The 22833-nt window shown below is 62.1% G+C and carries 14 protein-coding genes, 5 tRNA genes and 1 riboswitch; of the genes, 8 read left to right on the forward strand and 11 right to left on the reverse strand.

Annotation, left to right across the window (positions count from 1 at the left end; all coding sequences use genetic code 11):
* Positions 1–724: 724 nt before the first annotated feature.
* The 3 genes from AB5Y50_RS10040 to AB5Y50_RS10050 form a co-directional block, all read right to left on the reverse strand.
* The gene (locus tag AB5Y50_RS10040) at positions 725–934 is read right to left on the reverse strand and encodes a cold-shock protein (protein WP_005297820.1); all 210 of its coding nucleotides are present in this window, start codon (positions 932–934) and stop codon (positions 725–727) included.
* A gap of 295 nt (positions 935–1229) precedes the next feature.
* Positions 1230–1889: a LysM-like peptidoglycan-binding domain-containing protein gene (locus tag AB5Y50_RS10045; RefSeq protein ID WP_069784389.1), complete on the reverse strand. Its 660-nt coding sequence runs from the start codon at positions 1887–1889 to the stop codon at positions 1230–1232.
* Between the two features lie 99 nt (positions 1890–1988).
* The gene (locus AB5Y50_RS10050; protein ID WP_069784390.1) at positions 1989–4091 is read right to left on the reverse strand and encodes a methyl-accepting chemotaxis protein; all 2103 of its coding nucleotides are present in this window, start codon (positions 4089–4091) and stop codon (positions 1989–1991) included.
* A 263-nt stretch (positions 4092–4354) separates the two neighbouring features.
* On the opposite strand from AB5Y50_RS10050, the gene gltX reads away from it, so the two are divergent.
* The 6 genes from gltX to AB5Y50_RS10080 all read left to right on the forward strand — a co-directional run bounded on the left by gltX (position 4355) and on the right by AB5Y50_RS10080 (position 6690).
* Entirely contained in the window at positions 4355–5770 is a 1416-nt protein-coding gene (gltX, locus tag AB5Y50_RS10055) for a glutamate--tRNA ligase (protein ID WP_010675482.1), read from the forward strand.
* Between the two features lie 367 nt (positions 5771–6137).
* Positions 6138–6213: transfer RNA gene (locus AB5Y50_RS10060), tRNA-Ala, on the forward strand.
* Positions 6214–6241: 28 nt separating this feature from the next.
* Positions 6242–6317, forward strand: a tRNA-Ala gene (locus tag AB5Y50_RS10065).
* Between the two features lie 63 nt (positions 6318–6380).
* A tRNA-Ala gene (locus AB5Y50_RS10070) sits at positions 6381–6456 on the forward strand.
* Between the two features lie 48 nt (positions 6457–6504).
* Positions 6505–6580, forward strand: a tRNA-Ala gene (locus AB5Y50_RS10075).
* 34 nt (positions 6581–6614) lie between these two features.
* A tRNA-Ala gene (locus AB5Y50_RS10080) sits at positions 6615–6690 on the forward strand.
* Between the two features lie 615 nt (positions 6691–7305).
* On the opposite strand, the gene AB5Y50_RS10085 is transcribed toward AB5Y50_RS10080, so the two are convergent.
* Positions 7306–9447 carry an ExeM/NucH family extracellular endonuclease gene (locus tag AB5Y50_RS10085; RefSeq protein ID WP_010675480.1) on the reverse strand — a complete coding sequence of 714 codons (2142 nt, stop codon included), beginning with the start codon at positions 9445–9447 and terminating at the stop codon, positions 7306–7308.
* Between the two features lie 292 nt (positions 9448–9739).
* A riboswitch (cyclic di-GMP riboswitch) is annotated at positions 9740–9823 on the forward strand.
* Positions 9824–9968: 145 nt separating this feature from the next.
* On the opposite strand from AB5Y50_RS10085, the gene AB5Y50_RS10090 reads away from it, so the two are divergent.
* Positions 9969–12974, forward strand: a complete 3006-nt coding sequence (locus AB5Y50_RS10090; RefSeq protein WP_368162780.1) for a glycosyl hydrolase family 18 protein — start codon at positions 9969–9971, stop codon at positions 12972–12974.
* A gap of 340 nt (positions 12975–13314) precedes the next feature.
* Here the strand turns inward: AB5Y50_RS10090 and AB5Y50_RS10095 are convergent, their stop codons facing one another.
* The 7 genes from AB5Y50_RS10095 to AB5Y50_RS10125 form a co-directional block, all read right to left on the reverse strand.
* Entirely contained in the window at positions 13315–14550 is a 1236-nt protein-coding gene (locus AB5Y50_RS10095) for a lipopolysaccharide assembly protein LapB (protein ID WP_042014300.1), read from the reverse strand.
* 11 nt (positions 14551–14561) lie between these two features.
* Positions 14562–15197 carry an energy transducer TonB gene (locus tag AB5Y50_RS10100; RefSeq protein ID WP_039040356.1) on the reverse strand — a complete coding sequence of 212 codons (636 nt, stop codon included), beginning with the start codon at positions 15195–15197 and terminating at the stop codon, positions 14562–14564.
* Between the two features lie 16 nt (positions 15198–15213).
* Positions 15214–15621 (reverse strand): biopolymer transporter ExbD, encoded by a 408-nt coding sequence (locus AB5Y50_RS10105; protein WP_010675476.1) that lies wholly within the window; start codon positions 15619–15621, stop codon positions 15214–15216.
* A 66-nt stretch (positions 15622–15687) separates the two neighbouring features.
* Complete coding sequence (locus AB5Y50_RS10110) at positions 15688–16215, reverse strand: MotA/TolQ/ExbB proton channel family protein (protein WP_045525714.1); 528 nt, start codon at positions 16213–16215, stop codon at positions 15688–15690.
* Positions 16216–16225: 10 nt separating this feature from the next.
* A complete protein-coding gene (locus AB5Y50_RS10115; RefSeq protein WP_010675474.1) occupies positions 16226–17599 on the reverse strand; it encodes a MotA/TolQ/ExbB proton channel family protein in 1374 nt (457 codons plus the stop codon).
* A complete protein-coding gene (locus tag AB5Y50_RS10120; RefSeq protein WP_161470148.1) occupies positions 17596–18360 on the reverse strand; it encodes a DUF3450 domain-containing protein in 765 nt (254 codons plus the stop codon). Before AB5Y50_RS10120 ends, AB5Y50_RS10115 begins: the two co-directional genes overlap by 4 nt.
* Before the next feature lie 102 nt (positions 18361–18462).
* On the reverse strand, positions 18463–21069 hold the full coding sequence (locus AB5Y50_RS10125) for a TonB-dependent receptor plug domain-containing protein (protein ID WP_368162763.1): 2607 nt from the start codon (positions 21067–21069) through the stop codon (positions 18463–18465).
* Between the two features lie 737 nt (positions 21070–21806).
* Here AB5Y50_RS10125 and AB5Y50_RS10130 point away from each other — a divergent pair.
* Positions 21807–22832 (forward strand): ABC transporter permease subunit, encoded by a 1026-nt coding sequence (locus AB5Y50_RS10130; protein ID WP_010675471.1) that lies wholly within the window; start codon positions 21807–21809, stop codon positions 22830–22832.
* Position 22833: the final 1 nt, after the last annotated feature.

Raw genomic sequence — 22833 nt, forward strand, 5'->3', positions numbered from 1 at the left:
TCGAGTCTCGTTTCCCGCTCCAATCTCTCTTCGAACCCTTCGAATTCAATCTCTCCCCCAAGTACACGAATCCAGTTTCTCAGTACCATCACTGCTGCGTCCTGTTGGTAGAGCATGATCCGCGCTTGCCAAGGTCGGGGTCGCGAGTTCGAGTCTCGTTTCCCGCTCCAATCTCTCTTCGAACCCTTCGAATTCAATCTCTCCCCCAAGTACACGAATCCAGTTTCTCAGTACCATCACTGCCGCGTCCTGTTGGTAGAGCATGATCCGCGCTTGCCAAGGCTGGGGTCGCGAGTTCGAGTCTCGTTTCCCGCTCCAATCTCTCTTCGACGTCCTCATAATCCCTTTGAATTGCCCATCACATCGCGCCGCGATGATTTGTCGTATCCGGCGTTTGCCTGCTTTCTCTCTTCCCCGCACATCCCAAGTCATAAGACCAAGATGTATTGCTTGCTAATAGCCTCCCGGAGATCGGGCACAACCCTTTGCGGTCGGCTAACAGGCTTGGCAGGGCCTGAATGACAGACAGTGGCTCGGTATAAGTTAAAACCGGGGCATTTACCCAAAACTCATCATTTTGATTTATAGCGGCTGGTGGCGGCCATAAGTGGCTTGCAGGTGGGGATGGCAAGCCCGGCAAGAGCTCTGCCGGTCGGGAAGGAAAGATCGCGGGCAAAAAAATAGGAGGGGCGATGGCTCCTCCTACGGGTTCACTGGCGCTGGCTCAGATAACGGTGACGTTCTCGGCCTGAGGGCCTTTTTTGCCCTGGGTCACAGTGAACTGGACTTTTTGACCTTCAGCCAGGGTCTTGAAACCTGCGCTCTGGATGGAGGAGAAGTGAACGAAAACGTCCGGTCCCTGGGATTGCTCGATGAAGCCAAAACCCTTGGTTTCGTTGAACCATTTTACTTGGCCGGTGCGAATGTCAGACATGTGGTAAGTCCTATCTATAACAAAATGAAACTAAGCCTGGTTGGGCAGCATTTGCCTGGAAGTCAGGGGTTGAAGCATGACTGACCACGTCTCTTTGTCCCAGTAGCATGTAGCACAATCCCTGTCTAAAGCCTGACCGATTGTACTGGAGCCCGATCCCTTGTCAATTTGGCACTTTTCATTTTTTGAGCGAGCTAAAAGTATTGTGAAGTCAGCAGCTTGTTTCATGCTTCACATCAAAAAAAACGGGAGGCCATGGCCTCCCGTCTGCATAAGGGGGTGTGGTCGAGCCCCCTTATTCCTTGAGGGCGAACCCTTCCCCCTGGCGGTCGTAGCGGTAGCTGACCTGACCGAGAGAGCGGACCTCGACCCGCTGGATGCGGCGGCTGGTGTCCACCAGGATGAACACCGACTTGCCCGACTGCAGCCGGGTCAGCGGCCTGTCCGGCCCTTCGATGGCGATGAGCCGGCTGAGCTCGGCCCCCGGCAGCTCGAACTTGCGGAAGATGGAGTAGAGGGTTTCACCGGCCTGCACGTCGTGCTGCAACCAGGTGCCATCCACTTTTTCCTCGACGGGCTTGGCGGCCTGGGGCTCACCGGCGTTGCCGACGGTCAGGGCCTGGGCCGGCACGGCCAGGGGGACCGCCAGGGAGCCTGACGGCGCCGTGGTCGGGGCGGTGGGGGCGGGCTCCCAGGCCAGCACCAGCAGCCAGAGCGGGATCAGCACCAGCAACCCTATGGTGTGTTTGCGGGGCAGGGGGCTTGCCAGCTTGAACGAGGCCGCCTTCGGCTCCTTGTTGCGCTGACCCAGGCCACTCATGCCCTGGCCGAGACGCTGGCGCAGGGGCAGGGTAGCCGCGTTGATACGTTGGAGCAGGGTTCCTTGTGATTCGTCTTGGCGACGCTGCTGGGCTCGTCTGTTATGGCCACGTGGGCGACGGTCCGGGGTGGGCACGGCATTTACCTCTCACTACATTGCCTGCCATCAGGCAAATATGCCGCCTATGGTAAACGGACTCGCCCCCGAGGGGGAGAGTCCGGAGCATGAAAATTATCAGCTGAGACGAAACTGACCCAACAATTGCTGCAAACGTTCCGCCGCCTGACGCAAGGCCTGACTGGCGTTGGCCGTGCTGGTGGCGTCCCTGGCGATGTCGTTGGCCAGTGCGCTGGTTTTTGACAGATTGCCGGAGACGGTCTCGGAAACCGAGCTCTGCTCCTCGGCGGCGGAGGCGATCTGGTAGGTCATGTCGTTGATGGTGGCGATGGCCTGGAAGATGCTGCCGAGGGCCGCCTCCGCCTGATCCGCTTCCCCCACCGCCTGATGGGTCAGCTGCTGGCTCTGCTGGATGGCGTTGACCGCGTTGGTGGAGCTGTGGCGGATCTTGTCGATCAGCTCCTGGGTATTCTGCACCGCCTGCTGGGTGTTGCCCGCCAGCTTGCGCACCTCGTCCGCCACCACCGCGAAGCCGCGCCCCTGCTCGCCGGCCCGGGCCGCCTCGATGGCGGCGTTGAGTGCCAGCAGGTTGGTCTGATCGGCGATCCCCTGGATGACGGTGAGGATGCTGGTGATCTGCTCGCTGTCGTGAGCCAGCCCTTCCACCACTTCGGCTCCCTTGCCCGCCTCGGCGGCCACCTTGTGCATGGAGTGGATCACCCGCTGGAAGCGTACCTTGCCCTCGTCCGCCGCGCTCTGGGCCTGCTTGGCGGAGTCGGCGGTGTTGTTGGCGTGGGTGGCCACCTCCTGGCTGACGTAGGACATCTCCTGTACCGCGGTCAGCATCTGCTCCATCTCCGCCTGATGATGCTGCAGGTTGCTGTCGGTCTGGCCGGCGATGCGATCGGTATCCCCGGCGTGGCGATGGACCTCGCTCGCGGTCTTCTGCACATCCCCGAGCAGGGCCTGCAGCTTGTCGATGAAGCGATTGATGCCCTGGGCCAGGGCCCCCAGCTCGTCCCGGGAGCGGCTCTCCAGACGCTTGGTGAGATCCCCGTCGCCGTCGGCGATGTCATCTACCAGGCTGACCATCTGGCGGATGGGGCCCGTGATGCTGCGGGCAATGACCAGCATGGTGCCAAGGGCCAGCACCAGCACCAGCAGGGCACCGATGAGCTGCTGGGTCATGGCGGCGCGGTTCATGTCGGTGAGCTGGCGTGCCAGCTCGTCCGCTCCCGCCAGCACCACCTTGTAGGGCAGGGTGACGATAATGGCCCAGTTGCGGGCCATGCCGGGCACCGCGATGGGCACCGAGATGCGAAACGCGTCGGTGAGCTCCTGGCGCTGCACGTCCGGTTTGAGGTACTGCTGCCAGCCGTTGCCGAGCACCTTGTCGGCGCGGCTGCCGAGCAGGCTGGCGTCGCCGCTGGTACCGGTGATGACACCGGCGGCGCTGACGATCAGGGTTTCCCCCTTGCCGTCATAGATGTTGCTGTTGAGGGACTGGGCCTGGCGGCTGATGGAGTCCACCGCCAGATCCAGCGCGGCGATGCCCTTGAACCGGCCATCCACCAGGATGGGGGTAGTGATGGTGCTCACCAGCACCTGCTGGCCGTTGATGTCCACCTTGAAGGGATCGATGAGGCAGGGGCGCCCCTCCCGTTTCGGGCAGGCGTAGTAGTCGTTGGCCGGGTTGCCGAACTCGTCCGGATCGCTCTTTTCGATGGAGAGCAGCAGATCGCTGCCGATCTGCTCCTTGTCGCGGTAGAAGTAGGGAACGAAGCGCCCCTTGTCGTCACTGCCGAGCGCGCTCTGGCCGGCGAAGCTTTCGTCCTGGCCGTCGAAGCCGTTGGGTTCGAAGCCCGCGAAGGCGCCATAGAGCTGGGGCTCCAAAGCAAGCTGGGCCTTGAGCAGGTCGGTGGCTTGCTGGCGATCCAGCGGCAGCTTGCCCTCCTGCTGGCGGGCGAAGACGCTGGCCATCTGCTGGGTGTAGGAGAGCCCCTTTTGCAGCAGCTGGGTGATGGTGGCGGCCTCGGCACGGGCGTTGGCGCTCACCTTCTGCCACGCCTCCTGTTGCAGGGCGGCGCGGCTGGAGTCGATGGTGAGCTGCTGGGTCTGCCGACCTGAATACTGGTTGAGCAGGATCAGGATGACCAGGGCCGTGGTCATGGCGACACCGGCCAGTACTAGGATACGATTCTGGATAGAACGAAACTGCATCGCGCGTTCCTTGTATCGTTGAGGGTTCGTTGACGGGGTGACTGAAGTATCGGCTGTGCGGGAGATCTCTCCAGCGACCTCGCCTAGCTAAGCGGGAAAAAAGGGAAAATTCTGAGACATCACTCTAAAACAGCGGTTTTTGCGGGAATAGACCCTATTTTCCCCTCTGCCTCGCCATGGTTTTCCCATCCGTCATTGTCGGTGCTAAAATGCGACGGTTTTTTTAACGAATTGGCCCAAGGCCCTCTACACAAGGCTTAAAGATGAAAGTCAAAACCCGTTTTGCTCCCAGCCCGACCGGCTTTTTGCATGTCGGCGGTGCCCGTACCGCACTCTATTCCTGGTTGTTTGCAAAGAACCAGGGCGGTGAGTTTGTGCTGCGTATCGAGGATACCGATCTGGAACGTTCCACTCAGGAGGCCATCGACGCCATCATTGAGGGCATGGAATGGCTGGAGCTGAACTGGGATGAGGGCCCCTACTACCAGACCAAACGCTTCGATCGCTACAACGGCCTCATCGACGAGATGCTGGCCGACGGCCGCGCCTACAAGTGCTACTGCTCCAAAGAGCGTCTGGAAGCGCTGCGTGAAGGCCAGATGGCCAACGGCGAGAAGCCCCGCTATGACGGCAAGTGCCGGGATGGCGCCCACGATCACCCGGCCGATGCGCCTCACGTGATCCGCTTCCGCAACCCGACCGAAGGGTCCGTGGTGTTCGATGACCACGTCCGTGGCCGCATCGAGTTCGCCAACACCGAGCTGGACGATCTGATCATTCGCCGTACCGATGGCGCGCCGACCTACAACTTCTGTGTTGTAGTCGATGATTGGGACATGGAGATCACCCACGTGGTGCGTGGGGAAGACCACATCAACAACACCCCGCGCCAGATCAACATCTACAAGGCGCTGAACGCGCCGGTACCGGAATTTGCCCACGTCTCCATGATCCTGGGTGACGACGGCGCCAAGCTCTCCAAGCGCCACGGCGCCGTCTCCGTCATGCAGTACCGCGACGACGGTTACCTGCCGGAAGCGCTGCTGAACTATCTGGTGCGTCTGGGCTGGTCCCACGGCGATCAGGAGATCTTCACCCTGGACGAGATGATCAAGCTGTTCAGCCTGGATGCCATCTCCAAGTCCGCCTCCGCCTTCAACACCGACAAGCTCTTGTGGCTGAACAACCACTACATGCGTAGCCTGGATCCGGCCTATGTGGCCAAGCACCTGGCCTGGCACATGGAACACCAGCAGATCGATACCAGCAATGGCCCGGCGCTGGCTGACGTGGTCACCCTGCTGGCCGAGCGCTGCAACACCCTGGTCGAGATGGCCGCCCAGAGCCGCTACCTGTTCGAAGAGTACGAAGCCATTGACGAAGCCGCTGCCAAGAAGCACCTGCGCGGCGTGGCTGCCGAGCCGCTGGCTCTGGCCAAGACCAAGCTGGCGGCCCTGGAGACCTGGACCACCGAGGCGCTGCACGAGCTGATTGAGGCCACTGCCGCCGAATTGGGTCAGGGCATGGGCAAGGTCGGCATGCCGCTGCGTGTGGCCGTCACCGGTTTGGGCCAGTCTCCTGCCATCGATGCCGTGATGGCGCTGGTGGGCAAGGAGCGGGTCCTCGCCCGCATCGATCGCGCCCTGGCGTACATCGAAGCGCGCATGGCCGCCGAGTAATTCAGTACGCCGGTACGGGCCAGTCCCCTGGCATCGCCGACGCCGTGATGGCGCTGGTGGGCAAGGAGCGGGTCCTCGCCTGTATCGATCGCGCCCTGGCGTACATCGAAGCGCGCATGGCCGCTGAATAAACATCGGCCATGGCATGAAAAGGGCCCCCTGACGGGGGCCCTTCGTATTTTGGCCTCAAGCGGATTTGCGACGTAAAACAGCGACATAGCGACGAGGTTGGCGGTAAAAACAGCTAACTGCCTGAATTTTGACTAAACGCTCCAGTGGGCGAGAATTTTGGGTTGACAGCAAAGCGGGTGATGCCTATCATGCGCCTCCGTTGCCAGAGATAACTTTGGTAGCGCCGAGGTGAGTTGGGGTTATAGCTCAGCTGGGAGAGCGCTTGCATGGCATGCAAGAGGTCCGCGGTTCGATCCCGCGTAGCTCCACCAAATTCTCCTCGAACAATCTGGAATCCAAGGGGTTATAGCTCAGCTGGGAGAGCGCTTGCATGGCATGCAAGAGGTCCGCGGTTCGATCCCGCGTAGCTCCACCAGGTTCCCGATTGACATGAAGTACCCAGGGCAGTGGGGTGTGTATCACCCAGGCCGACCTTTGTGGGGTTATAGCTCAGCTGGGAGAGCGCTTGCATGGCATGCAAGAGGTCCGCGGTTCGATCCCGCGTAGCTCCACCATTATTGAGGATGAATGGCCGCCAGAACCATTCGTTCAGTACCGAATTTGGGGTTATAGCTCAGCTGGGAGAGCGCTTGCATGGCATGCAAGAGGTCCGCGGTTCGATCCCGCGTAGCTCCACCAAATTCAGAGTGATTCAGTGTCACTCACACACATCGGGGTTATAGCTCAGCTGGGAGAGCGCTTGCATGGCATGCAAGAGGTCCGCGGTTCGATCCCGCGTAGCTCCACCATATTTCGCAAGAAAGCACCAAGGCCACCGCATCGCGGTGGCCTTTTTGTTTGCCTGTCATTTGGATTTCCCATGATCTCGCCCTTTGCATTTGTCTGGCAAATGGCGTTTCACCCTGTCCGCGAGGGCATCAGCGGCCCTGGCCGCCGCTGACGGGGGTGAGGGTGGGGATTGGCGCCGATGCCGCCATGGCCATGGCGCGGGCTGCACGATGCCATCCTCTGCCGCGTGGCGGTTGGCTCGTTCGGCAGCCTGCGATGGCGCTTCACCTTGTCCGCGAGGGTATCAGCGGCCCTGGCCGCCGCTGACGGGGGTGAGGGTGGAGATTGGCGCCGATGCAGCCATGGCCAAGGCGCGGGCTGCGCGATGCCATCCTCTGCCGTGTGGCGGTTGGTTCGTTCGGCAACCTGCGGGATACGCTATCCGGCCCCTGGAGTCAGCACCGGGTTTCCCCGTCGGCAGGGTGCCAGCCCCCCGGGAAAGGGGCGGAGTGGGGCAACAAGGTATTTATTAATCCCATGATGTGGCCCTTTGCATTTGTTTTTCAAATGGCCATGGCACAAAAAAAGCCCGCGATCATCGCGGGCTTTGCACCTGGCATCGAGGATGCCGCGTCTTAGCGACGGCGCCGCCAGGCGAGCGGCAACAGGGCCAGCAGCAGGGCGCCCATGGCGCCGCCACCCCCCTTGCTCGCTTCCTTGAGCTTGAGATCGACGATGACGGGGTCGTGGTCCGAGGCGCTGAAGGGGTTGTCCGACTTGATGAGGTCGCCGGTGTAGGCGCTGCCATATTCGAACAGGTTGCTCTCGAAGGAGTTGATGTGCCAGTCGGCCACCGCCACCACCTTGTCAGCCAGCGCCGAGTTGGCGAGGGCGTAGTCCAGGGTGCCGAGCTCGGCCTCGTAGCTGTAGGAGATGGCCTTCTCCTGGTTGAACTTGACGTTCAGATCCACCAGGCCGTAACCCTTGGCCACCGTCCGGCCCATCTGCTCATAGGGCTTGTCGCCGATGTAGGTGTGGGAGGCGGAGCGGATCTGGCGCTCCCCCGCGACCGGCGCATAGTCGGTCAGCACACGGATGGGATCCTCCTTGGCGTAGGAGTTGAAGTCCCCCACCAGCAGCACCTGGCCCGGCATCTTGCTCACCGCCTCCCCCAGCACCTTGGCGGCGCTCACCCGAAACTCGGTGCACTTGCCCTGCAGATCCGCAGGCTCCGTCTTGCCATCCCCGTTCTCATAGCAGCCCGACCCCTTGGACTTGAGGTGGTTGACCACCAGGGTCAGGGGGGCGTCGCTGCCCGCCACGGTGAAGCGCTGGACTAGGGAGTCCCGCTGACCGGCGCTCTTGGTGACGCCGCCCGTGGTGTAGCGCTGCTGGGGCAGGGGGATGACGTCGGCATCCCCGCTCGGGGTGAGCAGGGCGGGGCGGTAGATCATGGCCACCATGATGGCGTCGCCGCCAAAGAAGCGATCCTCCGTGAGCAGGGCCTTGGGCAGGGTGACGAAGGCGTAGTGCTTGCTCGCCTCCTTCTGCCTGGCGTTGAGGCTCTCCACCAGATCGTGGAGGGCTGCGTGCTCGTCAAAGCCGTTGTTCTCCATCTCCATCAGGCCGAGCAGGTCGGCGTCCATCTCGGTGATGGCGTTGACGATCTTGGCGCGCTGCAACTGGAACTCCTCCAGGCTCTTGGCGCCGCGGTTGCAGCCCTTGGCGCTGTCCGCATCCGCCTGATCCGCGCAGAGCACGTTGAGGGCGCCCCCCACGCTGGAGTGGCTGGTGAAGTAGTTGAGCACGTTGAAGCTGCCGATGCGAAGGTCAGTGCCATCCAGGCGGGCCGGGGCGCTCTGGCGGTCGTTGTCGCCGGTGCGCAGCAGATCCCCCGCGGTGATGGTCTGATCCCGGGGCACGATCAGGCGGTACTCGTTGTAGCTGTAGCCGACCATGGCCTCCAGATTGACAGGGGCATCGCCGATGCGCAGGTAACCCTGCTCCGGCTCCCAGGCGGGCAGCCAGGGGAGCTTGCCGTCCCCCGCCTTGACGTCCGACTCGAGGAAGACCCGGTTGCTGGCGTTGGCCTCGGCCAGCGCCACGGCCTCGGGGCTGCTCGCCACATGGAGCTGGGTCGGCTTCATCAGCGGGGCGCCGTGAGCGAGCACCAGGTTGTTGCGCCGGGCGGCATAGTCGTAGCTGAAGTTGCGGCTTATCTTGAGGGCGCTGTCGGCGTCAAGGCGTACCCGCATCCCTTCGTGACGCTCCAGGGCCCGGGCCAGGGTTTCCCCCTCCAGTACCCGCAGCGCCGTGGCGGCCGGGGCGGCGCCCTGGGCCAGGGTTGTCAGGCGCGGCGTGCTGCCGTCAAACAGGGGCTTGAGCTGGGTGTGGCCGTAATACTCCTCGACCTTGGCCTCCAGACAGACCAGGGCGCCCGGCTGGATGTCCGGGTACTTGCTGGCGAAGTTCTTGTCGTTGAGGTAGACGAAAATGCCGTCCGACGTCTCGGGGTTGCCGTCCCCCTGCACATCCAGCAGGTAGAAGCCCTTGTTGAGGCTTTCCCCCAGACCCGAGACCACCGCCTTGACCGAGACGCTCTGGGCGCTTTCGAACTGATCGTCCGGGACGAGGGGGCTCTTGTCGCCGCTGCCCTGGATGGCGGGGATGGGGGTGAGGGCACTGTCGGCCGGGCAACTGAAGCCGGCGGCGTAGAGAGACGGGGACGCGAGCGCGAGCCCCACGGCCAGCGACAGCAGGGTAGGTGTTCCTTTCATGGGTATTCCTTTTTTTATTTTGCCAGTGTTTCCATAGCCTTGGCATCGTGGCCAAGGGCGCGCATTGTCACATTTCTGGCAGCTCTGACCAGTGAACCAACGCACATTATGAGGAGACAAAGGAGCCCATCTGCCATTTTTTGACGTGGCTAACAGTTTGATATTGATGATCTATTTGTCATCAGGTGGGAGCGAAAAGTGTGAGGCCGCCAGCATTCACATATTTTCCTTCGAGAATAAAGATTGAGCAGTGGTCACTTGCTTCCTATACTCGAGCCGTTCCTCACGGAACCCAGGCAAAGGGCAAACCGGCAGTGATGCCGGGACGCAAAGCCTCCGATCTGTCCCATCCGGGCCAGACAGCGGGGTTACCCAGGGTGACTTGAGGGTTTGTGGCCCGTCCATGGCCTGTTGTCGCTCCCTTGTTCCCTGTTGCGATTGCGCTTTTCCCGGTATTGAAGCCAAGACAAAACAAGGAAGATAACAATATGCAACAGATCTTGAGGCCCAGCAGGCTTGCCATGCTGGTCGCCCTTGCGGCCGTCCCTGCCTGGGCGCAGGCCGCTTACCCCGCCTATCAGGCCGGCACCGCCTACAAGGCTGGCGACATCGTCAGCAACGCAGGCGCCCTCTATGAATGCAAGGAATTCCCTTACTCCGGCTGGTGCGGCGCGTCCCCCTACCACTATGCCCCCGGGGTCGGCACCGTCTGGGCCGATGCCTGGAAGCTGTATGGTGGCGAGGTGCCGCCACCGTCCCTGGTCGTCGCCATCGGCTCCCCCGCCGTGGGTGCCAGCGTCAGCGAGGGGGCCAGTGTGGCCCTGGCGGTGACGTTGAGCGGCCCGGTCACGGCGCTCGCCCGGGTGGAATACCTCATCGACGGCACCCTGGTCGCCACCGCCACGGCTTCTCCCTGGAGTGCCAGCTGGTCTGCTGCCGGTGCGGGCAATCACGCCCTCAAGGCCCGGGCGCTGGATAAAGACGGCAAGGTGCTGAGCGAGGCGGATTCGAGCTTCAAGGTCGCCGCCGTGGTGGCGCCAGAGGCGCCCAGGGTGAGCATCGCAAGCCCCGCCGCCGGTGCCAGGGTGACCCTGGGCCGCGCCCTCACCGTGAGCGGCAATGTCACCGACGCCAATGACGACGTCGCCAAGGTCGAGCTCTTCGTGAATGGCCAGAAGGTGGGCGAGGACACCAGCGCCCCCTGGCAGCTGAGCTGGACGCCCCAGAACAAGGGGCTGACCGGCCTCAAGCTGGTGGCGACCGACAAGACCAACCTCTCTGGCGAGTCGGCCCAGGTGGACGAGCAGGTGGAAGAGGCGGCCCTGCCCCCTACCGGCGGCAACCTCTCCTGCGACGTGCGCCAGATCTACCGCGCCGACGGCAGCGAGTGCATGGGGGATGACCACGGCCGCCGCGTCATCGGGTATTTCACCTCCTGGCGCACCGGCAAGAACGGCCTGCCCGCCTACCTGGTGAGCGACATTCCCTGGGACAAGATCACCCACATCAACTACGCCTTCGCGGCGGTGGACGAGCAGAGTCACACCATCAAGGTGGATGACGCCGCCACCAAGCTGACCTGGAACGGGGTGCCGGGCGCCGAGATGGATCCGGAGTTCGCCTATCAGGGCCACTTCAACCTGCTGTCCAAGTACAAGAAGCAGTACCCGGACGTGAAGACCCTCATCTCCGTCGGGGGCTGGGCCGATACCCGCGGCTTCTACGCCGCCACCACCAAGGGTGACTGCTCGGTCAACACCGCCGGCATCAACGCCTTTGCCGACTCGGCCGTGGGCTTCATCCGCCAGTACGGCTTCGATGGGGTGGATATCGACTACGAGTACCCCACCTCTATGAAGGATGCGGGCAACCCCAACGATTTCCCGCTCTCCAACCAGTGTCGCGGCAAGCTCTTTGCGAACTATGAAGTGCTGATGAAGACCCTGCGCAACAAGCTCGACAGCGCCGGCACCGAGGACGGTCGCAAGTACATGCTGACCATCGCCTCGCCGGCCTCGGCCTACCTGCTGCGCGGCATGGAGAACTTCCAGGTCACCCAGTACCTCGACTACGTCAACCTGATGACCTATGACTTCCACGGTGCCTGGAACCACTTCGTCGGTCACAACGCCGCCCTGTTCGACAACAAGGCGGATCCCGAGTTGTCCCAGTGGGGTGTCTACACCCAGGCCCAGTTTGGCGGCATCGGCTATCTCAACTCCGCCTGGGCGGCCCACTACTTCCGTGGTGCCCTGGCGGCGGGCAAGATCAACATAGGGGTGCCCTATTACACCCGTGGCTGGCAGGGGGTCAGCGGTGGCACCCACGGTCTGGGTGGCAAGGCGGCGCTGCCGAGCCAGAGCGATTGCCAGCCGGGCACCGGTGGCAGCACCATTCCGTGCGGCAACGGGGCGGTGGGCATCGACAACATCTGGCATGACCTTGACAAGAACGGCAAGGAGATTGGCGGCGGCGCCGTGCCCATGTGGCATGCCAAGAACCTGGAGCACGCGGCCAGCCTCGGCATCACCACCCTGCCGAGCTACGGCCAGGCCTGGGGTCTGGATCCCAACAACCCGGCCCACGTGATGCAAGGCCAGTATGTGCGTTACTACGACGACAAGGCCCATGCGCCCTGGCTCTGGAACGAGCAGAAGAAGGTGTTCCTCTCCACCGAAGATGAAGAGTCCATGGGTCACAAGCTCGACTACATCGTCAAGCGGGGCCTGGGGGGCGTCATGTTCTGGGAGATGGCGGGGGACTATGACTTCGACGCCGCGAAGAACGAGTACGTGATGGGCAGCACCCTCACCAGCCTTGCCTACGAGAAGTTCAGCAAGGCCGACAAGGCGGCCCTGAAGCAGAATGATCTGCCGGCGCCGGCTGCCCAGCTCGACATCGGCGTGAGCCTCTCCGGCTTCAAGGAAGGGGACTCCAACTACCCGATCAACCCGACCCTCAAGCTCACCAACAAGTCGACCCAGACCATACCTGGCGGCACCCGCATCGAGTTCCTGGTCCCCACCTCCACCTCAGACACCATCACCGACCAGAGCGGCATGGGACTGAAAGTGGTGGAGAGCGGCGGCAACCAGAACTCGGACGGCATCGCCAATGAGAAGGACTTCCACAAGGTGGCTCTGACGCTGCCGGTCTGGAAAGCCTGGACGCCGGGCACCGACGTGGAAGTGGCCATGACCTACTACCTGCCGGCCGCCGGCGTGCCGAGTGGCATGCGCCTGATTGCCGGCAGCCAGACCATAGGCCTGAAGTCCGACTTCCCGGCCCTGGCCGAGGCGGTGCTGGGCAGCAGTGGCGGTGGTGACGGCGGCAGCGGTGGCACCACCTGTGCCAGCCAGAACGTCAACCCGGCGGACTACAACGCCTATCCGACCTGGCCGCGCGGGGATCACGCCAATGGCAACGACCGCATGACCCACAACAAGAGGGTGTGGCAGGCCAACTGGTGGACCAGCAGCGAGCCCAAGGCGGGCGATGGCAGCTGGAAACTGATATGCAGCTACTGAGTTGTCTAGGCTGCTATACCAGCAGCGAACTCAGAGTGGGCGACGGCAGCTGGAAGCTGGTGTGCAGCTACTGATGACCGTTTGAGCGGCAGGCCGGCACTTTGCATGGCCTGTTTTCTCGCAACGCAACGACCCAATCCGGAGCCCAGGCTCCGGATTTTTTTGTGCCTTGTATCAGGAGAAGGGGGGGAAAGGGCAGGGGCGGTGCCATAAAAAAGACCGCTCCGAAGAGCGGCCAATTGCCACCAAGGCAATCTGCGGGGTGACCCCCTTGTCGATGTGTCGCGGCCCGGATGCCGAGTCGGGGAGATCCCCGCCCCGCCAGCCGGGCCGCGCAGCTTTATTGGGTGACGGCGCCGCCCTGCTGCTCTTTCAAGAAGCTGATCCAGGGGGAAGCGCGACCACTGACATTGCCATTCTGGGCGGCCTGAGTGAAGGCGGAGAGCGCCTCCTTGGGCTTTTGCTGCTCAAAATAGGCGACCCCGGTCAGGAACTTCAGATCCGCCCGCTGCTCGCCGCTGGCGTTGGCGGCAGGCTTGGCGGCGAAGGCCACCAGATCCTGGTAGCGCTTGCTCTGGATCATCATGCGCGCCATCTTGAGCTGCAGCTCGGCATTGGGGGCCAGCTTGTAGGACTTGGCCAGGGTGTCGATGGCCGGGTCCAGCTCCTTGGCCTGATGCCAGTAGTTGGCCAGCGTCTTGTAGTTGGCCGCGGTGCTCTCGATCTGCCCCTCCTTCATGGCTTTCTCCATCACGCGGGCGGCGCGGTGGGGAATGCCGGCGAAGGCGAGGTAGTTGGCGAGCCGCTGCAACTCGTTGGCTTCGGTCAGCATGCCGAGGTTGTAGGCCCCTTCCAGTGCCGCCAGGGCCTTGGCATCGTTGCCCGCCTGCATGTGCATGGCCGAGAGCTGGGTCCAGTACTTCTTCTTCTCCGGGTAGCGGTCCACCAGGGCGGTCAGCACCTCGGTGGCCGGCTTGTACTGTTTCAGCTCGTAGTGGGCCGCCATCTTCAGCAGGTACCAGGACTCCGGCGCCTTGCCCGCGGAGAGCTTGATCGCGTTGTCCACCGCCGGAATGGCTTCCCGGTACTGCTTGAGCTGCACATGGGCGTTGGCCAGGGTGATGTAGGCGTGCGGGGTCGGCTTCTCGTCCTTGCCGAGGTTTGCGAACCACTCCTTCATGGTGTTGATGGAACCCTTGAAGTTCCCCTCCGCCATGTAGAGCTGGGCCAGGTTGTAGCGCACCTGCTGGGCCACCGGGGGCGGCAGGCCGCCGGTGGCGATGGCGTCGGCGAAGTACTTGGTCGCCTGACCGTACTTCTCCTGCTGCGCCGCCACGAAGCCCAGGGTCTGCAAAATGACCCCCTTGTCGTAGACCCGCTCGCCGGCGCCGGACAGCGCCTCCTGCAGCTTGGCATTGGCCTCGCCGTATTTCTTCTCGGTGATCAACGCCTGGGCCTTGTTGACCGCGCGGTAGGCGCGGTCAGACAGGGCGGGTTGTTCGGCGGCCCAGGTGGCGGTGCTGAGCAGCACCGCCATGGCCACCGGGGCGAGGATCAGGGTATGTAACTTTTTCATCGCCACCCTCCTTAGTTGGTCGCAAACTCGATCTCTTGCTGCATGCGACTGGCCTGCGGCTTGCCGTCCACCATGGCCGGCTTGAAGGTCCACTTGGCAATGGTCTGGCGCGCCGCCTTGCCGAGGTCATAGCTGCGGGGCTCTTCCTTGACGATGCGGATGTTGCTCACGGTACCGCGCTCGGTGACGGTGAACTCCACCAGTACCTTGCCGGACGCAAGACCGGCCAGGGCCGCCTTGCGGGGCATCATGGGCTCGAAGGTCGCCATCGGGATGGCGCCGTTGTTGCCACCCATGCCGCCGCCACCGCCGCCGGTGCTGTAGGCACCCAGGGCGTTGCCGCCACCGATGTTGACCGGGATGTCGAGTTTGGGCATGTCCATGGGGGAGCTCTCCATCTGCGGCCTGTCCGTGCTCGCCACCTCCATCTCGGGCGGGGGCGGCGGGCGGTTCGGGGGCGGCGGCTTGGGCAGTTCCCGTTGTTTCTCTTGCAAGGTCTCCTGAGGCTTGAGGCGGATGAAGTCGGTCATGGTGACGTCCTCCCGCTCCGTCAGCTCCCGGTGATCCGGCGTGATGAGCTTGTTCATTCCCAGGAACAGGAAGAACACCACCACGCAGGAGACCGCTAACGATATCAGGTATCTCATGGCATTCGCTCCGGCATCAGCTGCTCTTGTCGGCGGCGATGGAGATGTTCTGGACACCGGCCATGCGGATCTGGTCCATGACCTGCACCACCAGACCGGAACGGGATTCGCTGTCGGCCTGGATCACCACGGCGCTTTCCGGGTTCTCCGCCCGCAGCCGCTCGATGTTGGCACGCACGGCACCCACTTCGACGATGCGCTTGTCGACCCAGACCTGGCCGTTCTCGCGGACCGCGACCATGATGTTCCCCTTCTTCACCGTCTCGGCCGTGCTGGCGCTCGGGCGGTTGATCTCCACGCCGGACTCCTTGACGAACGAGGTGGTGACGATGAAGAAGATCAGCATGATGAACACGATGTCCAGCATGGGGGTCAAATCGATGGCCGCCTCGTCAGCACCGCTGTCGCTGTGACGTTTTCTCATGGCAAAAACTCCTTGCTTGTTCTGTGCCCCGGCGGGCATGGCCCGGCCGGGGATGTGCATCCTGCATCAGCCGTGTTTCAGGTTGTCTTCCAGCTTCTGCACGGCCAGCTTGGCCTTGTGATCGAGCCGGCTGACAAAAAACAGGCCGGAAAGGGCGGCAATCATGCCCGCCATGGTCGGTACCGTCGCCTTGGAGATCCCCGAGGCCATCGCCCTGGGGGAGCCGGTGCCGGTGATGGCCAGGGTATCGAACACCTGCACCATGCCCACCACGGTCCCGAGCAGCCCCATCAGCGGGCAGAGGGCGATCAGCACCTTGATGACCGGCATCCCCTTGTCCACCGCCATGGCGACCTGGGAGACCAGCTCGCGGCGGATCTGCCTGGCGGACCAGGAGAGGTGATCGGTGCGGGCCAGCCAGGCCGTCTTGGTCTGTTTCACCTGCTGGGGATAGACCGCCATGAAGTAGAACCAGCGCTCCAGCAGCAGGGCCCACATCATCAGGGTCAGGAAGAACAGGGCGACCAGCACGTCGCCCCCCAATCCCAGAAACCGGCGGACCGACTCGACTTCTTCAATCAACCAGAACCACATGGGTGACTCCTTAGGCTGCGGCTTTGGCGGCGTGCAGACGTTCCTGATAACGGGCAACGAAACCGGCGCTCTGCTCTTCCAGTACCTGGATCAGACGGCGGCTCTGGGTCTGCACGATGGTGTAGAGGAACAGCATGGGCACGGCCACGACCAGACCCTGCATGGTGGTCACCAGGGCCTCGGAGATACCCCCCGCCATCAGCTTGGGATCGCCGGTACCGAACAGGGTGATGGCCTGGAAGGTGGCAATCATCCCGACCACGGTACCCAGCAGGCCCAGCAGCGGGGCGACAGAGGCGATCAGCTTGATGAGGCTGATGCCCTTCTCCAGCTTGGGCACGTTGCGCAGGATGATCTCGTCGAGCTTGGATTCCAGATCCTCGATGTTGTCACCCCGGTGATCCTGGTAGGCTCCCAGCATCTCGCCGATGGGGTTGCCCTTGATGATCTGCTCGGATTTCAGTTGCTTGCGCATGGCGCCGCCGATGAGGGAGAGACGGGCACCGCAGAACAGGGCCAGCAGGGTACCGATGACACCCAGCGCCAGGATCACGTAACCCACGGAGCCACCCTGATCGATGCGCTCCTTGAGGGTCGGCGATTGCACCAGCAGGGAGAGGATCACGCCGCGGGACGGGTCGATGAAGATGGGTTCGACGCTGCCGCCACCCTGTTCAAACTTGGCGACCGGTTCCAGCACCGCGTTCTCGGGCTGGCGGGAGAGTTGTTCGAACTTGCCGGTCTCCGGCACGAAGGTGAGGTACTTGCCTTCGGAGACGGTGTTGAACTCGCCGATCTGGGTCACGGTCTTCTGGGCCTGGTTGCCCTCGCCGTAGACCACGGTGGCCGGGATCTGGCTCACCTTGCCACCGTCGACCATGCGGCTGAGGGTGGTGGTCCAGAAGGCGGTCAGGTCATCGCTGGAGGGCAGTTCCTTGCTCTCGGCCAGGCGAGTCAGCAGGGCAGTCTGCTCGGGATGTTCGACCCGGCGGGCGGAGGCATTGAAGATCCCCTTGAATTCACCGGCGAACTGGCGCAGCACGCCAAACATCTCGCCCATGTTGCCGGAGCGCTGGCGCAGGGTTTCGGTCAGCTCGGTGAGCTGCTTGTCGTTGGCATCGAAGGTGGCCTTGAGCTTTTCGCCCCTGGCGACTTCGGCGGCGAGATCCGCCTTGGCCTTGGCGAGCAGGGCCCCTTGTTCGTTCTTGTCAGCCAGGAAGCGGGCTTCCCGCTCCTTGTTGAGCTGGGATTCGCTGGTGCTGGCAGCCTTGACCTGATTGAGCAGGGCGTTCAGATCCACCGGTTTCTCGGCGGCGGTCACCGGCAGGGTGACCAGGGTAGCGCCCGCGATCAGCGAGGCGATGGCAAGTTTGATTCCTTTCATGATGCTTTCTCCGCAGTTTGAACCGGCAGCTTGATGAGGGCGGGAGGCGCCTGCTTCTTGGCGATGCGAAGGCCCTGTTCCACTGCACTGCGATACTCCTGGGGCAACTCTTCCCACTGGCGGGTCTGCTTGTTCCACATGCCGGTCTCGTTGCCATCCGGGGATTGGTAGAGCAGGGCGATGCGGCCGACGCGCAGGAACTCGTAGGTCTTCTCGTCCCCATCCTTGTCCAGGCTCGCCTTGTAGGCTTCGATGGTGCGGCTGAAGCCCTCCTCGATCTGGTAGGCCTCGAGGATCTTGCGGTACTTCTCGGAGATGGTGACGTCGGCCCGGTTCATGAGATCGGTCAGGGCCGCCACGCGGTCCTCACGCTCCACCTTCTGGAACGGCAGATCCAGGGAGACGAACTGCTCGAGGGAGTCGATCATCTTGAGCATCAAGGGCACCACTTCGGTGCTGGTCTGGTCGATCTGGGCGATCTGCTTTTGCATGGAGGCGAGTTCGGCGCTCTGGGAGTCGACCATCTTGCCCACTTGCTCGTTGTAGGCGCGCAGGCTGTCCACCTGGCGCAGGGCGGCCTTGTACTGGGCCAGGGCAGACTCGGCAGACTCGGCGTAGCTGTCGATCTTCTGCTGGGAAACTTTGGATGCATTGTCGGTGGCGGCTTGAGCGTCCACGGCCTGACCGGCGGTGGCGGCACTCAGATTGAAGCTGGTCAGCAAGGCAGCCGAAATCAGGCTGCCGAGGAGCGCTTTCTTCATTGTAATTGTCCTTGTCTTCATAGGATTACCCTATCTCCGTAACTTCCTTGGGACCTTGGGCAAAGCCGGCCCGAACGGGCCGGCTTGTCATCTGCAGGTGAATTAGAACTTCTGGCTGTAGTCGAGGTAGTAGATGCGACCGTCGATGCTGTAGAGATCTTCGTTATAGGTGAAGCCATCGCTCTCGAGGGACGGGCCCGAGTTGAACATGTTCTTCACCCCGACCTGGATCTTGCCGTTCCAGGGCGCTTCCACACCGACGTTCAGGTTCCAGGTGGTCTGGGACGCGATGTGGCCCACTTCCTCACCGGTATTGGCGATGTAGTCCTGGCTCTGGGAGTCGATGTAATTCGCACTCAGGTAGGTATCCATGTTCCACCATTGGGGAACGTTGATACCCACACCGGAGCTGAAGCGCATCTGGGGCAGACCGTTCTGGCCGATCTTGTCGATGACGGGGCCACCGGCGTACAGACCTTCCTCGTACTCGAGGATGTAGGTACCGCCCAGGTCGTAGCGGATGGTGGCGTAGTTCAGGTCGTACTTGTAGTCCACCTTCAGATCAAGACCCGAGGTCTTGAGGGTGCCCAGGTTGACCATGGGCGCGATGGCGCCGCTGATCTTGCCCTGGCTGTTGCGGGTGATGTAGCTGGAGCCGCCGCTGTTCAGCTCGTCATAGATGACGGACTGCAGGGAGTTCAGCTGGATCACGTCCTCGATCTTGATGGTGTAGTAGTCCAGGGAGAGGTTCAGGTCATCCACCGGGCTGTAGGCCACCCCGAAGTTCCAGGTGTCCGCGGTCTCTTCCTTCAGCTCCTCGTTGGAGGTACGGGTGGTGTCGTACTGGCGGTTCGGGCAGTCGGCAGCGGAGATGCCGTTGGCCTCGCAGTAGACATAGTCCTTGGCCCAGTCGGCGGAGTAGGAGTCAGCCGAGTAGAGGTCGCTCAGGCTGGGGGCGCGGAACGAACGGGACCAGGAGGTGCGCAGCATCAGGTTGTCCAGCGGCTGGTAACGCAGGCTCGCCTTGGGGGAGAAGGCGCTGCCGAAGTCGCTGTACTTGTCGAAGCGACCGGCCACGTTCAGCTCGATCTGCTCGGTGATGGGCACCAGGGACTCGATGTAGGCGGCAGTCACGTCACGCACGCCACCGGAGGAGTTGCCGGAGGAGCCGATGATGTTGCCGGCTTCGGACTGGGCGTCGTATTTGTCGGCATAGACCCAGTCGTTGTACTCGGCACCGGCATACCAGCTGACCGGACCGGCCGGCAGTTCACCCATGTCCCACTGGACACCGGCGTACCACTGGTAGAAGTCCATGGTGGAGCGGCGGCTGGTGTCGGCGGCCATGGAGGCCGTGGTGGAGGCGTCGAACTCGCCACCGACGAACTTGCCGTCGGCGACCGCCTGCTGGGCGGCGGACTTCAGTACGTAACCGGTGCCGTTCTCCTTGTTGTCGGTCTTGGAGTACATGTAGCCGGCGTTCCACTGCATGTCGCCGACGCTTTCAGTGGTGATGGTACCCTCGAAGCCCAGGTTCATGCTGCCGGTCATGTCGGTGACCAAGTTGTCGCGGGGGCCGACGTTGTTGAAGCGGTAGTAGGCATAGGCAGCTTCACCCAGCCCCTGGGTGGCGGCGGCATCCAGGCCGTTGTCGGCGAAGAACTGGGCGTTCTTCGGGTTGGCCGGATCGATGGTGAAGGCGCCGGCGGCAGGGGCGAAGCGGCCGAAACTCTCGACCCGGGAGCCGATGAGCTGCGGCACGAAGTCGACGTTGTCGTTGATGTGATAGCGACCGTTCACGTACAGGGTGTCGCGGCTGCGGGAGGCCGTGGTGGCAGCCACCTGGCCGTAGTTGAAGTTACAGCCGTCCTCGAACCCGACGAAGGGGGACTTACAGGTGCCGTCGGCATTGGTGGCGCCGGCCAGGGGGCCGTATTTCCAGATGGGATCCCCGTTTGCATCGAGGCCGGTGATCCCTTCCACGTTGCGGCCATAGGCGCTGGGGGCATCGTTGCCCTGTTTGGAGAGATAATCGCGATCCCGGCTGTAGATGACGTCCTTCTTGTCGTGCTCGTAGACCGCCATCAGGGAGCCCTTCTCGCCGGCCACCCCTGCCACGATGGAGCCGCTCTTCTCGTCGCCGCCCTCTTCGCTCGGGGAGCCAATGCGGCCCTGGAAGTCCAGCCCTTCGTAGCCCTCTTTGAGCACCACGTTGATCACGCCACCAATGGCGTCGGAACCGTAGATGGCGGAGCCGCCGTCCAGGTTGACCTCGACCCGCTCAACGGCGGCCATGGGGATGGTGTTGAGGTTGATGGAGGTGCCGCCCATGGTGGGGGAACCCGCTACCCGCTTGCCGTTCAGCAGAACCAGGGTACGCTCGGAACCCAGGCCGCGCAGGCCGACGGTGGATTGGGACTGGAAGGAGCTGCCGGAGGCAGGGGAGACACCGCCAAAGGAGTTGTAGGAGGCTTGCTTGAGGTAATCGGCGACGGTCTGCTGACCGGATTGCTCGATTTTCGCCTTGGTCACGGAGACGACCGGGGTGGCGCCTTCCACATCGACACGGGAGATCCGCGAGCCGGTGACCTTGATTTTTTGCAGTTTTTCGACGTTCTGGCCCTCTTCGGCCAGGACAGGGGTAGCCACTACTGCCGCGCTCGCCAAGGCAAACGCGACGGCAGCAGAGAGTCTGCTTTTCCTAAGCATCGCTAGTATCCTTCCTGATTGTTTTTTGTTTGCTTCCATACCGCCCTCGTTGGAGCGGTGCGTAAGGCTTATCAAGGTTTGATGATTGACGTCAAATGGAGCGGCGGGGATGGGGGCAGCAGAGGGAATTAGATGGGAATATGCACTTGATGGAATATTTTGGCGTTTTATTCCGTAAATGCCGCGTCAACTTATGTAAAGATGTTGTTAATTTCGATTTTTACAATTTTATTGATTATTTTTGAACTTATCGATAAGTCGCTTGTCACTCCGGTGTCGATATCGAGAAAACGGTTTTTTGCAGTATTTTCATCTGCTTTTGTGGCGAGAGCGTTTTCCGGGGAACGGAGGGTGGGGGCGGCTATCCCTCTTCTTTTATAGGTAAATAAGAAAGCAGTCCGGCTTGTCATTAACTTGTTGATTTTGCTTTGCTTTGCATGGATTAAAACACCTGTGTAATTAATTTTTTAATAATTAAAATCGAGTTGGACGGGTAGGCGTAGCAGTTTTTTATATTGAAGTTGGGTTTTTTGGAAAAAATCATCCGCGGGATATGCTGCGGGGGGACATTCCTGGTCGCAGACAGGGTTCTACTTGATTTTTGTTGCAGAGCTTTTACAGTGACCGAGCCGGATTGTCTGCCAATGCCAGTCAATTCAGTGAGTAATGCCAGGTAAGGATAGGCCCGTCACCGGATGTGACTGGCCATAAAAGAACAACAAGGACGAGGTTCCACCATGCTGTCGTATTTCCTACGTCGGATGCTTTTGATCATCCCGACGTTTCTCGGTATCACCCTGCTCGTCTTCACCATCACCCGCTTCGTGCCGGGCGGCCCGGTCGAGCGCATGCTGCTGCAGGCGCAGGTCTCGCAAAACGAGTCCGGCCGCTCCAGTGGCAGCAAGGGGGCGCAGGCACTCTCCGACGAACAGATTGAAGAGCTCAAGGCGTTCTACGGTCTCGACAAGCCTATGCTGGTCGCCTACTGGGACTGGTTGCAGAAGCTGGCGGTGCTGGATCTCGGGGAGTCGACCCGCTATTACGAGCCGGTGTGGGATCTCATCAAGGAGAGGTTGCCGGTGACCGCCTTCTTCGGGCTCGCCACCTTTCTGCTGAGTTATGCCGTCTCCATCCCGCTCGGGGTGGCCAAGGCGCTCAGGCACAACAGCCGCTTCGATTCCTTGAGCTCCATGCTCATTTACATGGCCTATGCGCTGCCCGCCTACGTGGTGGGGATCTTCCTCATCACCGTCTTTGCGTTCCATCTGGAGTGGTTGCCCATGGGGGGCTTCCCGGGGGACGAGTTTGACGGGATGGAGAGCAGCTGGGATCAGATCCGCACCGTCTTCGCCCACGCCCTGCTGCCGCTCATCGCCTACGCCATCGGGGATTTCGCCATCCTCACCATGACCATGAAGAACAGCCTGATGGAGAACCTGTCGGCGGATTATGTGCGCACCGCCGTGGCCAAGGGGTTGCCGTTTCGCAAGGCGGTGACCGATCACGCCATGCGCAACAGCCTGATCCCCATCGCGAGTCACTTAGGGTCGGTGCTCACCGTCTTCTTCGGGGGCTCCTTCCTCATCGAGACCATCTTCAACATCGACGGCATCGGCCTGCTCGGTTACGAGGCCATCGTCGAGCGGGATTACCCCACCGTCATGGGCATTCTGGCCATCACCTCCATGCTGATGCTGGTGGGCAACATTGTCTCCGACATCTGCGTTGCCCTGGTCGATCCCCGCGTGCGGTTTGGAGAGTGAG

Source organism: Aeromonas sp. s6 (assembly GCF_040907815.1).
Taxonomy (GTDB): Bacteria; Pseudomonadota; Gammaproteobacteria; order Enterobacterales; family Aeromonadaceae; genus Aeromonas; species Aeromonas caviae.